This is a genomic window from Azospirillum sp. A26, assembly GCF_042604635.1.
Lineage (GTDB): Bacteria > Pseudomonadota > Alphaproteobacteria > Azospirillales > Azospirillaceae > Azospirillum > Azospirillum palustre.
In genome coordinates this window covers 603,350-615,989 of record NZ_CP170476.1, presented here as the reverse complement: position 1 = coordinate 615,989, position 12,640 = coordinate 603,350, and the positions used below count along the sequence as shown (strand labels likewise).

The 12,640-nt window shown below is 68.1% G+C and carries 14 protein-coding genes and 1 pseudogene; 6 read left to right on the top strand and 9 right to left on the bottom strand.

Going from position 1 to position 12,640, the window contains the following annotated elements; all coding sequences use genetic code 11:
- Nucleotides 1–28: 28 nt before the first annotated feature.
- Nucleotides 29–1,069, bottom strand: coding sequence for a 2-hydroxyacid dehydrogenase (locus ABNQ39_RS33735; RefSeq protein ID WP_376966736.1), 1,041 nt, complete (start codon nt 1,067–1,069; stop codon nt 29–31).
- Nucleotides 1,070–1,788: 719 nt separating this feature from the next.
- Here ABNQ39_RS33735 and ABNQ39_RS33730 point away from each other — a divergent pair.
- The 4 genes from ABNQ39_RS33730 (at nt 1,789) to ABNQ39_RS33715 (ending at nt 5,797) form a co-directional block, all read left to right on the top strand.
- Complete coding sequence (locus ABNQ39_RS33730) at nt 1,789–2,826, top strand: L-idonate 5-dehydrogenase (protein WP_376966734.1); 1,038 nt, start codon at nt 1,789–1,791, stop codon at nt 2,824–2,826.
- A gap of 57 nt (nt 2,827–2,883) precedes the next feature.
- Entirely contained in the window at nt 2,884–4,083 is a 1,200-nt protein-coding gene (locus ABNQ39_RS33725) for a mandelate racemase/muconate lactonizing enzyme family protein (RefSeq protein WP_376966732.1), read from the top strand.
- A 17-nt stretch (nt 4,084–4,100) separates the two neighbouring features.
- Nucleotides 4,101–4,865 (top strand): SDR family oxidoreductase, encoded by a 765-nt coding sequence (locus ABNQ39_RS33720; RefSeq protein ID WP_376966730.1) that lies wholly within the window; start codon nt 4,101–4,103, stop codon nt 4,863–4,865.
- A gap of 176 nt (nt 4,866–5,041) precedes the next feature.
- Nucleotides 5,042–5,797, top strand: coding sequence for a FadR/GntR family transcriptional regulator (locus ABNQ39_RS33715; RefSeq protein ID WP_376967178.1), 756 nt, complete (start codon nt 5,042–5,044; stop codon nt 5,795–5,797).
- 53 nt (nt 5,798–5,850) lie between these two features.
- On the opposite strand, the gene ABNQ39_RS33710 is transcribed toward ABNQ39_RS33715, so the two are convergent.
- The 3 genes from ABNQ39_RS33710 to ABNQ39_RS33700 form a co-directional block, all read right to left on the bottom strand.
- Nucleotides 5,851–6,081 (bottom strand): hypothetical protein, encoded by a 231-nt coding sequence (locus ABNQ39_RS33710; protein WP_098735113.1) that lies wholly within the window; start codon nt 6,079–6,081, stop codon nt 5,851–5,853.
- Between the two features lie 106 nt (nt 6,082–6,187).
- A complete protein-coding gene (locus ABNQ39_RS33705; RefSeq protein ID WP_376966727.1) occupies nt 6,188–6,763 on the bottom strand; it encodes a TMEM175 family protein in 576 nt (191 codons plus the stop codon).
- Nucleotides 6,764–6,833: 70 nt separating this feature from the next.
- On the bottom strand, nt 6,834–7,532 hold the full coding sequence (locus tag ABNQ39_RS33700) for a pirin family protein (RefSeq protein ID WP_376966725.1): 699 nt from the start codon (nt 7,530–7,532) through the stop codon (nt 6,834–6,836).
- A gap of 133 nt (nt 7,533–7,665) precedes the next feature.
- Here ABNQ39_RS33700 and ABNQ39_RS33695 point away from each other — a divergent pair, with 133 nt between their 5' ends.
- Complete coding sequence (locus ABNQ39_RS33695) at nt 7,666–8,598, top strand: LysR family transcriptional regulator (protein ID WP_376966723.1); 933 nt, start codon at nt 7,666–7,668, stop codon at nt 8,596–8,598.
- Between the two features lie 30 nt (nt 8,599–8,628).
- Here ABNQ39_RS33695 and ABNQ39_RS33690 read toward each other — a convergent pair whose 3' ends face one another.
- Nucleotides 8,629–9,333: a YoaK family protein gene (locus ABNQ39_RS33690; RefSeq protein WP_376966721.1), complete on the bottom strand. Its 705-nt coding sequence runs from the start codon at nt 9,331–9,333 to the stop codon at nt 8,629–8,631.
- 212 nt (nt 9,334–9,545) lie between these two features.
- On the opposite strand from ABNQ39_RS33690, the gene ABNQ39_RS33685 reads away from it, so the two are divergent.
- Nucleotides 9,546–9,812 (top strand): DUF7079 family protein, encoded by a 267-nt coding sequence (locus ABNQ39_RS33685; RefSeq protein WP_376966719.1) that lies wholly within the window; start codon nt 9,546–9,548, stop codon nt 9,810–9,812.
- 269 nt (nt 9,813–10,081) lie between these two features.
- On the opposite strand, the gene ABNQ39_RS33680 is transcribed toward ABNQ39_RS33685, so the two are convergent.
- The 4 genes and pseudogenes from ABNQ39_RS33680 to ABNQ39_RS33665 all read right to left on the bottom strand — a co-directional run bounded on the left by ABNQ39_RS33680 (nt 10,082) and on the right by ABNQ39_RS33665 (nt 12,501).
- On the bottom strand, nt 10,082–10,987 hold the full coding sequence (locus ABNQ39_RS33680; protein WP_376966717.1) for a TauD/TfdA dioxygenase family protein: 906 nt from the start codon (nt 10,985–10,987) through the stop codon (nt 10,082–10,084).
- 32 nt (nt 10,988–11,019) lie between these two features.
- Nucleotides 11,020–11,445, bottom strand: a complete 426-nt coding sequence (locus ABNQ39_RS33675) for a ThuA domain-containing protein (protein ID WP_376966715.1) — start codon at nt 11,443–11,445, stop codon at nt 11,020–11,022.
- A complete protein-coding gene (locus ABNQ39_RS33670) occupies nt 11,394–11,717 on the bottom strand; it encodes a hypothetical protein (RefSeq protein ID WP_376966713.1) in 324 nt (107 codons plus the stop codon). Before ABNQ39_RS33670 ends, ABNQ39_RS33675 begins: the two co-directional genes overlap by 52 nt.
- Nucleotides 11,714–12,501 (bottom strand): annotated as a pseudogene (locus ABNQ39_RS33665) (SDR family NAD(P)-dependent oxidoreductase). Before ABNQ39_RS33665 ends, ABNQ39_RS33670 begins: the two are co-directional and overlap by 4 nt.
- Between the last annotated feature and the right edge of the window lie 139 nt (nt 12,502–12,640).

The window sequence follows — 12,640 nt, the reverse complement described above, 5'->3', positions numbered from 1 at the left end:
GCAGGCCCGCGACGGTGTCAGCCGGCGTTCAGCGGGGGCTGACCGGATTGCGCAGCGGCTCTCCCGCCGCCAGCCGGGCGATGTTCGCGGCGACGTCGCGCACGCGGCCCTGGAAGGTCTGGGTGGTGACGCCGGAGATGTGCGGCGTCATCAGAATGTTGTCGAGCGTGTCGAAGGGCAGCGCCGCCGGCTGGGCATGGGCGCCGCCGTTCGGGTACTGGTACCACACGTCGATGACGGCACCGCCGATGCGGCGCTCCTTCAGCGCGTCGTAAAGCGCCTCGGGATCGACCAGCGGACCGCGGCTGACATTGACCAGCAGGGCATCGGGCTTCATCGCCGCAAGCTGGGCCTTGCCGATGAGGTGGCGCGTCTCCGGCAGCAGCGGCAGGCACAGCACGACGATGTCGCTCTCGGCGAGCAGGCGGTCGAGACCGTCGGTGCCGGCGACCCAGTTCAACCCCTCCCCTTCGGCCCTGGCAGGCCGTGAGGTGACGGCGACGCCGGAGGCGCCGAACGCCCGCATCAGCTTCCAGACATGCGATCCGATATGGCCGTACCCGACGATGCCGACGGTGGCACCGGCCAGCGACCCCAATTGAGAGCGCTGCAATTCGTAGACGGAGGAATCCCAGTGCCCCCGGCGCAGTTCGCGGTCCTGCTGCAAAAGCTGGCGGCGCATGACGACGCTGGTCGCCGCGACATATTCGGCAATCGAGAATTCGTGACAGAAGGTGTTGGCGCACAGCACGCCAGCGGGCAGCGCCTTGCCGTCGATGCCGTCATAGCCGGCACCGCCGACATGGACCAGCCGCAGGCTGTCGGCGGCGGCCCCCATCGCGGCGGTGAAGCGCGGACCGACGAAGACGTCGGCGCCCGGCAGGTCGGCGGCGACCGCCGCCTCGTCGAAGGCGGGATGCCAGGACACGACGGTGCCCGCGGGAAGCTGCGCCTCCATCAAGGCGCGGTGGGGCAGGAAGTTGGCGTCGGCAATGACCACGCGGAGGGGGGACACGGGCGGCGCGGCGCCCCCGCCGGCCTGCGATTTCCCCTTGGGCATAGCACTCATGGTTCCCCCTCGATGGTTTTCCCGCCGGATTCCGCAGCGACGGAGCGCTGAGGCCAGCGGAATGGATTGATTGCCCGACCGGATCCGATGCCCTGCTCCGGTCCGCTCACGCTCCGGCCGGATGCTGCGTGCTTCTTATCGCGGGCGGCGGCGCAAGGCACCCCATGCCGCCCAAATCCCGAAGGCACCTGCCGGACCGGCCGCCGAAAATTGGGCAATTGGTACATTGGTCTTCTATTCCAGTGGATAGTGCACCGGACGAGGGCCTGTCAACTGCATAACGCTGGATGCACAAAATGTTTTGCCAACGTGCGACCGACGGTCGCAGGGCAACGCCTTGACTTCCCGCCCCTTTATGGACCGAGCCCCCGGCCCGACAGGGATCTCCGCCTGGACGCTCGCGCCCATCCCATTGATAGAACGCTAAATTTTTCCTGATACCCCCGGCACGCCGGCAATCGCCGCTGCCCCTTTCCGACGACGCCAGCCCCAAGTCCGAACACGCCGTGTTGACAAGTCCGCGCGACCAGCATAATCATCAAACCAGAAGACCAATTCGTATATTGGTCCATTTTACCGGATACGCGCCGCCACCGCTGCCGGGCGACCCGGCAAGGCACGGGGCGTCCGCGGGGCCGGACAATCGGACCGCATCCCACACGGGACACCACACGGACACGAGGCGCGACGGCGCGCCGTTACCTTTCAGGAGAGACCAGATGCGCGGCTGTGTTCTGCATGGACAAAAGGACCTTCGCCTTGAAACGCTCGACGAACCGGCGCTGAAGCCGGGAGAGGTCCGCGTCAGGATCGCCACCGGCGGCATCTGCGGCTCGGACCTCCATTATTTCTTCGAAGGCCGCGTCGGCGACTTCAACGTCCGGGAGCCGATGGTCCTGGGCCACGAGATCAGCGGCGATGTCGTCGAGGTCGGCGCCGACGTCACCCGGACCAGGATCGGCGACCGCGTCGCCGTCAACCCCGGCAAGCCGTGCCGGACCTGCCCGCACTGCCTGGGCGGCCGGGAAAATCTCTGCGCCAACATGATCTTCTTCGGCAGCGCCTCGCGCTTCCCCCATGTCCAGGGCGCCTTCCGTGAAACGCTGGTGGTGCGCGACTTCCAGTGCTTCCCGGTGCCGGCCGACACGAAGCACACCAATCTGGTCTTCGCCGAACCCTTCGCCGTCGCCCTCCATGCGGTGGCGCAGGCCGGCAGCCTGCTCGGCCGGCGGGTGCTGATCACCGGCGCCGGGCCGATCGGCTGCCTGATCGCCGTCGCCGCGCGCCGGGCGGGGGCGGAGCACATCACCATCACCGACCTGTCCGACAAGCCGCTGGAGATCGCCGCCCGGATCGGCGCCGATGAAACCGTCAACGTGCTGGCCGACAGCGAAACCCCCAACCGCTGGCAGGCCGACCGCGGCTGCTTCGACGTCTGCTTCGAAGCGTCGGGCAGCGCCAGGGCGGTGGAGACCTGCGTACTCAGCACCCGCCCCGGCGGCGCCGTCGTCCAGGTCGGCATGCTGGCGCCCGGCCTCACCCCGATCCCGCTGAACCGGCTGCTGGCAAAGGAAGTGACGTTCAAGACCTCGTTCCGCTTCCACGAGGAATTCGCCTGGGCGGTGTCCGCCCTGACCACCGGCGGCGTCGACCTGTCGCCGCTGGCCACGGCGCAGTTCCCGTTCGAGGCGGCGGCCGACGCGTTCGCCGCGGCGCGTGACCGCAACAGCAACATGAAGGTCCAGATCGTCTTCTGATCCGGTGGCGCCGTGCCGCGGCACGGCGCAAGCCCACCCCTCCCTTGCGAGCGCTCCATGAAAATCACGCAGCTGGAAACACTGAGGACGGACGAGTTCTCCAACGTCGTCTGGGTCCGCGTCCACACCGATGCCGGGATCATCGGCCTCGGCGAGACCTTCTACGGCGCCGGCGCGGTCGAGGCGCACATCCATGACGTGCTGGCCGGCCGCCTGCTCGGCAAGGACCCGCTGCGCATCGAGGCCCACGCCCGCGAACTGGTGAACCTGCCGATGGCGCAGTCCTCGACCGGCGCCGAATACCGCGCCGCGTCGGCCATCGACCTCGCGCTGTGGGACATTTTCGGCAAGGTCTGCGGCCAGCCGGTGCACCAGATGCTGGGCGGGCTCTGCCACGACCGGGTGCCGGTCTACAACACCTGCGCCGGCTACGGCTATGTGCGCTCCAACAAGATCAAGCCGGTCGACACTTGGAACCTGGGCTCCAGCGAGGGGCCGTACGAGGATCTGAACGGCTTCATGAGCGATGCCGGCCGGCTGGCGGAAAGCCTGCTGGAACAGGGCATCACCGGCATGAAAATCTGGCCGTTCGACCCTGCCGCCATCGCCAACGACGGCCGTTTCATCACCGCCGAGCAGATGAAGCGCGCCGTCGAACCGTTCGAGAAAATCCGCAAGGCGGTCGGCGACCGCATGCAGATCATGGTCGAATTCCACTGCCTGTGGAACCTGCCGACGATCAAGCGGATCGCCCGCGTCCTGGAGGACTACGATCCCACCTGGTATGAGGATCCGATCCGCATGAACTCGGTCAATGCGCTGACCGAGCTGGCCGCCTCGACCAGCGTGCCGATCTGCGCCTCGGAAACGCTGGGATCGCGTTTCCCCTACAAGGACATGCTGGAATCCGGCGCCATCGGCGTGGTGATGACCGATCTGGTGTGGACCGGCGGGCTGACCGAGGGCCGCAAGATCGCGGCGCTCGCCGACACCTACCACCGCCCCTACGCCCCGCACGACTGCACCGGCCCGGTCGCCTATGTCGCCGCGGTCCATTCCTCGCTGTCGAACCCGAACACGCTGATCCAGGAGTCGGTGCGGGCCTTCTACACCGGCTGGTACGCGGAACTCGTCACCGAGGTTCCCCGCATCGTCGACGGCCATGTCCTGCCAATGGAAGGGCCGGGGCTCGGCACCGAACTGCTGCCGGCCGTCTTCGAGCGTCCCGATCTGCGCGTCCGCCGCACAAGCCTCTAACCGGAAGACCCACCACCATGACGACCATGTTCGATCTGAGCGGGAAGACCGCCCTCGTCACCGGCTCGGCCCGCGGGCTGGGCAACGCCATCGCCGAAGGGCTGGCCGAGGCCGGTGCCGCGATCATCCTCAGCGACATCAACCCCGACACCCTCGCCGATGCCGCCGCCAGGGCGCGCGACAAGGGCTATACCGTCCATAAATCCGCCTTCGACGTGACGGACGAGGACGCCGTGGCGAAGGCCTTCGCCCAATTCGACGAGCAGGGCATCTCCGTCGATATCCTGGTCAACAACGCCGGCATCCGAATCCGCAGCCCGCTGGTCGATTTCCCGGTGGCGGACTTCCGCAAGGTCATCGACACCAACCTGACCAGCGCCTTCCTCGTCGGGCGCGAGGCGGGCCGCCGCATGGTCGCGCGGCGGGCGGGCAAGATCATCAACATCGGCTCGCTGACCAGCGAGCAGGCCCGCGTCACCGTGGCGCCCTATGCCGCCGCCAAGGGCGGCATCCGCCTGCTGACCAAATCGATGACCGCGGAATGGGCGGAGTTCAACGTCCAGATCGACGCCATCGGTCCGGGCTACATCGTCACCGAGATGAACAAGCCGCTGATCGAGAACGAGGAGTTCGACGGCTGGGTGAAAAAGCGCACGCCCGCCCGCCGCTGGGGCAACCCGGCGGACCTCGTCGGCACCGCGGTGTTCCTCGCCTCGCCGGCCTCCGATTTCGTCAATGGACAGCTGATCTTCGTCGATGGCGGTATCATGGCCGTCTATTGATCCGTCCGATCTCGCCCTCCCGCCGGGTGGAAATGCCCGGCGGGGCCTGCGATTACTCGGCCGTCAAGGATGCCTAAACAACTGGAGTGATCATAAACCAGAGAACCAGTTCGGTGATCGGAGAGCGGCATGGATGATCCTGATTTCGACGTCTCCCGCCACTTTCAGAAGATCAAATCCGGCGCCCGCCCGACATCATCATCGAGCAGATCAGCGACCTGATCGCCCGCCGGATCATCAAGGCCGGCCAGAAGCTGCCGGCCGAACGGGTGCTGGCGGAGCGCTTCGACGTCAGCCGCGGCACGGTCCGGGAGGCCTTGCGCCGCCTGGAGTTCTTCGGGATCGTCCGCACATCGCCGCAGAGCGGGACGGTGGTGGAAAATCTCAGCGAGCATGTGCTGATCGGCCTGATCAGCAACATCCTGAATGCCGGCGACACCAGCCCGGAAATGCTGATCGAGGTGCGCGGCGCGCTGGAGGCATTGTCCGCCCGGCTGGCGACCGAACGCGCCCATGGCGCCCAGATCGCCGAAATCCGCAAGGCGCAGCAGCGCATGCGCGAGCAGGCGGAGGCCAACGCCTACACGCTGGAAGAGGATCTGCTGTTCCATCTGAAGGTTGCCGAAGCGACCAACAACAACCTGCTCCGCTCATTGATCGCCCTGATGGGACCGGACGTGCTCCGCTTCTCGCACCAGCACGCCACCTACAAGGACGGCCGCATGCATGCCGCCGCCAACGAGCACGATGCGATCATCGCCACCATCGAGAGCGGCAAGCCCGACGAAGCCGAAAAGCTGATGAAGCAGCACATCGACAAGTCCTACGAGCATTACCGCCGCGACGGCAACACCGACGCCACGCTGGCCGACGGCGAGGCGAAGTCCGGAAAGCCGGTCCGCAAGCGGCGCCCCAAGGCCGCGGCCTTGTAAAGGCAGGCGTGAAGGCAGGCGGCCGGCCCCTTCCGCGCGCGGCATCGACGCCGTCAGAACAGCGGGAGCTGGACGCGGCCGCCGTCGTCCGCATGGGCTTTCGCGGCACGCAATGCGGCATCCTGGGCCCCGGCCATGGTGCGCGCGGTTCCGGAGCGGACCTGCTCGCCGGCGACGGTGACGACCCACGCCCACATCTCCGGCCCCCGCCAGATCACGGCAAGGTCGCACCCGTGAACCCGCGTCACCGCGTGCCGAATCGTCCAGTCCGTCAATGTTGGCATGCCGGCGTCCCCATCAGTTTCGGCATGCTGTAGCACAGGGTCGGGGGAGCCAGCCAGCACCGGCCGTCAGGCCGCCGATGACAACCGCATTGTCGCCGGTTTTCCCTCACTCCTCCACGATGCGTTCGATCCGCCGGTCCGGCACCAGCCACAGCAGGATCACCAGGATGTAGAGAGCGATGGACAGCCATTGCAGGACGAAGGCCAGCGGGATGGCCAGGGCATACAGCCCCAGGCTGATCTTGCCCTTCCGATCGGACCCGACCGCCCGCGCCACCACCAACTCGCGTCCGCCGCAGGCGATGATCGCGCGTTCGGTCAGGCTGTAGCCGATGGCCGCCATGCCGAGGACGACCCCGTAGGATGCCGTCGCCACCGGCGAGAAGTCGCTGGCATCGAGCCAGCGGATGACGAAGGGGACCAGCGACAGCCAGAACAGCAGGAACAGGTTGGCCCACAGCACCCGCCCGTCGATGCGCGTGGTGGCTTGCAGCAGATGGTGATGGTTGTTCCAGTAGAGCCCGACATTGATGAAGGACAGCACATAGGCCAGCAGGATGGGGACGCGCTCCGCCAGGGCGGCGAGGCTGCCATCCTCCGGCACTTTCAACTCCAGCACCATGATGGTGATGGCAATCGCCACCACGCCATCGGTGAACGCTTCCAGCCGGCCGGCCTTCATGCTCCGAACTCCTGTCTTTGCAGAGGACGCCGTGCCGGGGCGGCAAAGCCCCGGCACGGCATCGGTCTCGTCAGGCGGCATCCACCATGACGATTTCGCTGTCCTCCAGCGCCGTCACCGTCAGGGTGTCGAGATCGGCGATGGCCGCACCGTCGCGGGCATTCACCCGCACCCCGTCGATCTCGACGGCGCCGCTGGCCGGAACCAGATAGGCGCGGCGGTCCTTGCCGAGCGGGTAAGTCGCCGTCTCGCCGGCCTTCAGCGTCGCCCCCAGCACACGGGCGTCGGTGCGGATCGGCAGGGCGTCGCCGTCATCGGAATAGCCCGACGCCAGTGTGACGAAATGGCCGCTGCGGTCGCCCTTGGGGAAGGGCTTGCTGCCCCAGCCCGGCTTCTCGCCGCTGCGCGTCGGCATGATCCAGATCTGGAAGATGCGGGTGGTGACGTCCTCCAGATTGTATTCGGAATGTGCGATGCCGGTGCCGGCGGACATCACCTGGACGTCGCCCGCCTCGGTACGGCCCTTGTTGCCCAGATTGTCCTGGTGGGTGATGGCGCCCTCGCGGACATAGGTGATGATCTCCATGTCGCGGTGCGGGTGCGTCGGGAAACCGGTGTGGGGGGCGATGGTGTCGTCGTTCCAGACGCGCAGGTTGCCCCAGTTCATCCGCTTGCGGTCATAGTAGTTGGCGAAGGAGAAGTGGTGCTTGGCATCCAGCCAGCCATGGTTCTCGCCACCCAGGGTCTCGAAGGGACGCAGGTCGATCATGGTCCGTCTCCTGATTGTGCGACCGATGGGTCCTTGCCGCATCGGCCGCCGTGTTTCGCTTGAGAGGACAATAGCCTTGGTCTCCTTTCAGGTTTACCCCTATAAAACGCCGCAAGATGTTCAAGAAAGTTGAATGATGAGCAGCGTCGGGACCCCCAGCTTCGACCAACTCAGCATCTTCCTCGCCGTGGTGGATGCCGGCAGCTTCGCCGGGGCCGGACGGCGGCTCAACCGGGCGGTCTCCGTCGTCAGCTACGGCATCGCCAACCTCGAAGCCCAGCTCGGTCTGGCGCTGTTCGACCGCGAAGGGTCGCGCAAGCCGACGCTGACCGCCGCCGGGCGGGCGCTGCTGGCCGAAGCCCGGACGATTGCACAGGGGATGGACGGCTTGCGCGCAAAGGTGCGGGGCCTGCACGAGGGGCTGGAGGCGGAGGTCGATCTCGCCGTCGACGTGATGTTGCCGGCCGACCGTCTGGGCCGGGTGCTGCGGGACTTCGCACGCAGCCATCCGACGGTTTCGCTGCGCCTGCATGTCGAAACCCTGGGCGCGGTCGCCGCCCTGGTGCTCGACCGCCGGGCGGTGCTCGGCATTTCCGGCCCGGTGGCGGCCGGCATGGACGGGCTGGACCGCACGACCGCCGGATCGGTGCCGATGGTGCCGGTCGCCGCCCCCGACCATCCGCTGGGCCGCATGGCGCAGATCGCCCCCGGCGCCGGACGCGACCATGTGCAGCTGGTCCTCACCGACCGGTCGCGTGCCACCGAGGGGCAGGATTTCTCGGTGATGAATCCGCGCACATGGCGGCTCGCCGACCTGGGCGCCAAGCACGCGCTGCTGCGCGAAGGGATCGGCTGGGGCAACATGCCGCTGCCGATGGTCGAGCCCGACCTGGTCGCCGGCACCCTGGTGCGGCTCGCCATGCCCGACCATCCGGGCGGCACCTATCGCTTCTCCGGCGTCTGGCGGCGCGACACGCCACCCGGCCCGGCCGCCTCCTGGCTGCTCGCCCAGTTCGTGCAGTTGGGAGCCGGCGACCGTGAGGAGGACGGCTTCACCGACCTCTGACGGACGGTTCCCGGCATCGTCAATCCGGCATCAGGCCGCAACCGGCGCGGTCGAGGCCGGGTGAAGTGCGCAGAACGCGGTGCCGGCCAGCACCAGCGCGCCGACGACGACCAGGGGCAGCACCAGCCCGCTCTGCATGACCATGACGGCACCGAGCGCGGCACCGAGGAAAATCGCCGCCACGCTGGCCATCCGGCGTCGCGCATTGGTGTTCGGCCCGCCGGCAAGGCCGGAATCGGCGGCCAGTCCGGTCAGGGTCAGGGTGAGGACCGTCGTCGTCAGGTCGGGAACCTTCATCTGCCGGACCGTGGCGTTGCGGAATCCCATGGCGAAACCGGTCAGGACGATGATCGCATAGAGAGCGGCCGCCGGAGCCTGCGTCCCGACATCGAAGCCGGCGGCGACGGCGGCGGCGATCCAGAACAGGGCCGTTTCGAACAAAGCGGCGGTCAGCAGCCAATGCCGCATCGGCCGGCCGGCGAATGTCCTGCCGAGCCGGCCGGCGATCAGGGCGCCGCTCAGGAAGGACAGCAGCGCCGCCACCGCCGGCAGAACCCGGAAACCCGGCGTCCCGACGACGGCGAAGCCGAGGAAGACGATGTTGCCGGTCATGTTGGCAGTGAAGACCTTGCCCAGGCCGAGCACGCTGACGGCATCGACGAGCCCCGTCGTCACCGACAGCAGCAGCAGGAGGATGGGCAGTGGGGAGGTGCCGGATGCGGCCGGTGCGGACATGGCTGTCGTTTCCTGCGGTTTCTTCGGGCGAAGAGGGCAGTATCGGCGGCCGCAGCCGGCATGGTCTTGTCGCATCGGCACGACCTTGGACCATTCTGGACCTCCCGGCAGGCTTGGCGGCATCGGATCTGACCGCATGGCGAACAGCCTCGACAGGATGGACGGATGGGTTAGGCTGCCGGAACTCCCGGTCGTCACCAGCCGTCATCCCCATGAACAGCAGCGCCATCCGCTTTTCGGACTCACAGCTGGACGAGCGCCGCCCGGTCTGGGAAGCGTTGTCGGCGATGTATCTGGACACCGACGTTTCGCTGTCCCGCGCATGGCGGGTGCAGGTCCTTTCGGCCTCGCCCTACAGCTTGGAGGAGATGGACGCCATCCTTCGCGAGGAGATCCACCCCGTCTGCTTTTCGAACCTGTTCCAGCCTGCCGGCGAATGGGCCGGCTTCGATCCCGGCAGGCTCGAGCAGGCGATTTAAGGTCGCCGGACGCGCCGGCGCTCCAGGCTGCTGGCGAGGCTCAGCCTGGCCCTGCCGGGGTGCTTCCCGACGGAGGAATGGACGGTCACGCGCCAGGAGGTCGCCCGTCGGCGCAGCCAGCCCGGAGCATCGCAGACATGAGCGTTACCGTGCAGGGGCGCACGGGTGAGGCCGGGCACCCGCGTCTGAGACTTATTTTTGGAATTCGCGCCCACGCATGGGGGATCGGCCCCGGCGGTGGCATCGCCTTGCCGCCGGGACCGCACCCGTCACTCCGGCACGGAGCCTTTCACCACGACGCGCATCAGCACGCGGCGGTGCTTGCCCATCTCGTAATTGGCGGTGGCGCGGTGCAGCAGGCAGCGGTTGTCCCAGAAGACGAGGTCGCCGTGCCGCCAACGGTGGGTGTGGATGAAGCGGTCCTGCGTCGCATGCTCCAGCAGCTCCTCCAGCAGGGCGCGCCCCTCCTCCTCCGGCATGCCTTCGATGTGGGAGCTGTACATGCCGATGTAGAGGCTCTTGCGCCCGGTCTCGGGATGGGTGCGGACCAGCGGATGGGCGATGGGCGGAGCGGCGGCGATGTCGTCCTCGGTCGGCGGGGCACTGCTGGTGTAGCGGCGCATGAACTCCAGGCTCTGTACCGACTTCAGCCCGTCGATCCGCCGGCGCGTCGCCTCCGGCAGCGCCTCGTAGGCGGCGGTCATGTCGGCGAACTGGGTGTCGCCGCCGTCGGGCGGCAGTTCCACCGCCTGCAGCATCGTCAGCAGCGACGGCTTGCGCAGGAAGGACTTGTCGGTGTGCCAGAAATAGTTGGAGCTGATGAAGGGCTTGGCCACCGGGTTGCCGGCGGCGTCCAGGTTGGTGATGGTGTGGACCGCGTCCCACTTCGACCCGTCGGCCAGCCGGATCATGTGGCCCTCGATTGGGCCGAACAGTTCGGCGAAGCGGTACATGCGCTCCTTGTCCAGCGACTGGTTGCGGATCACCAGCAGATGATGGTCGCGGAAGGCCGTCCGCACCGCATCGACCGTTGCGTCGTCGAGCGGGCGGGACAGGTCGAGCCTGTCGGTTTCTGCCCCGATGATGCCGTCGAGCGGCGTGAACAGGGGGACGGTCGCGGCCGAGGAGGCGGAAGGAGCGGCGGAAGAGGCGGCTGGCGCATGGAGGCTGGTCATCGGGACGGTTCCTCGTGCAGGTCGGTTGGTTTTCAAAGCGGTCGGCGGCAGGCCCAGAGGGCGGCACGCGTCAGGATTTGGCGGTGGACCGGGTGTTCCAGGGACGCGTGGTCATGGCCCAGCGTGTCGGCCACCACCCGCCCCAGCCCGACGTCGCGCGCCCACAGGGCGGGCCAGGCGCGTCCCCCTTCCGGTGCCACGAGCGCCAGCGGCCGGACGTCGCCGGCCAGATCGAAGTCGCCGTAGGCTTCGTCGGTGACGGTGAAGGGCGGCAGGCCGGCGGTCAGCGGATGGGGAAGGTCGGTGGGAACCAGGGTGACCGGACCGCGCGGCGGATGGGCGGAGCGGCCCCACACCCAGGCGCCGCCCAGCAGATCCTTCCAGTCCGGCCAGTCGTCGAAGCAGATCAGCGCGGTGTGCAGGCCCAGCAGCCCCCCCCGCCGGTGACGAAGTTCCACAGCCTCCGCCGCCCGTCGGGCGACAGCGAGAAGGCCCAGCGCTCGCGGTGGGGGGCGTATTTCTCGCTGCCCAGCATCCGCCAGCGCAGCGCATAGACGGTGAGCAGGTCGAAGCCGCCCTGTTCCAACGCCGCCAGCCCGCCTTCGATGTCGTCGGTGACGGTCGAGACAACTCCGGCACCGGCCAGAATCCCCTCCAGCGCCGGAGCGGCGTCGGCGAAGGGGTGGCCGATGCCGCCGGTCAGGATCAGGTTGCGGACCGCCCCGCTCATCGGTCGCCCGCCAGGGGTTTCACCGCCGGCGCGCGGCGGGGCAGGTGCATCTTCAGGCTGAAGGACACGCCACCATCGACCATGAGATGCTGTCCGTGGATGTAGCGCGCCCGGTCCGAGGCCAGGAACAGCACCGCGTCGGCGATATCGTCGGCGGTGCCGAGCGACCGGGCGGGGACGGCGGCGCCGCGCACCGCGCGCACCTCGGCATCCGCATAGATCGGCGCCGACATGCCGGCGTCGATGAAGCCGGGGGCGACGGCGTTGACCCGGACGCCGCGCGGCGCCAGCGCCAGCGCCAGATGTTCGGTCAGCAGCGCGACCGCCGCTTGGTCGCCGGATAGGCCCCGGCGTCGGGACTGGGGGCGACGGCGTTCAGCGAGGTGATGTTGACGATGGCGCCCGACCCGCGTTCCGCCATCCGCCGCGCGACGGCGCGGGTGACGATGAAGGTGCCGGTCAGGTTCACGTCCACCACGCGGCGGAAATCGGCGACGCTGTGCTCCAGCAGGTCGCCGAAGCGGACGATGCCGGCATTGTTGACCAGCAGGTCGGGGCCGTCGCCGAACGCCTCGGTCATCGCGGCGACCACCGCGTCGATCTGCGCCTCGTCGGTCACGTCGGCGGTGAAGGCCAGGGCACCGGGAATGCGCGCGGCCTCGACCTCCAGCCCGGCGGCATCGAGGTCGAGCAGTGCCACGCGGTACCCTTCGCCGGCCAGACGGCGCGCGATGGCCGCGCCCAGTCCGCCGCCGGCTCCGGTCACCAGAGCGGTCTTGGTCATGCGATCCTCCCGGAAAAACGGGTTTCGAAGCTTGACGGGTCACTCATCACAGCGCGCTCCGCACTCATCACAGCGTGCTCTGCACGATGCCCTGGCTGTCGCCAAGCACCAGCGCGACCTTGCCCTTCAGTGCCATATC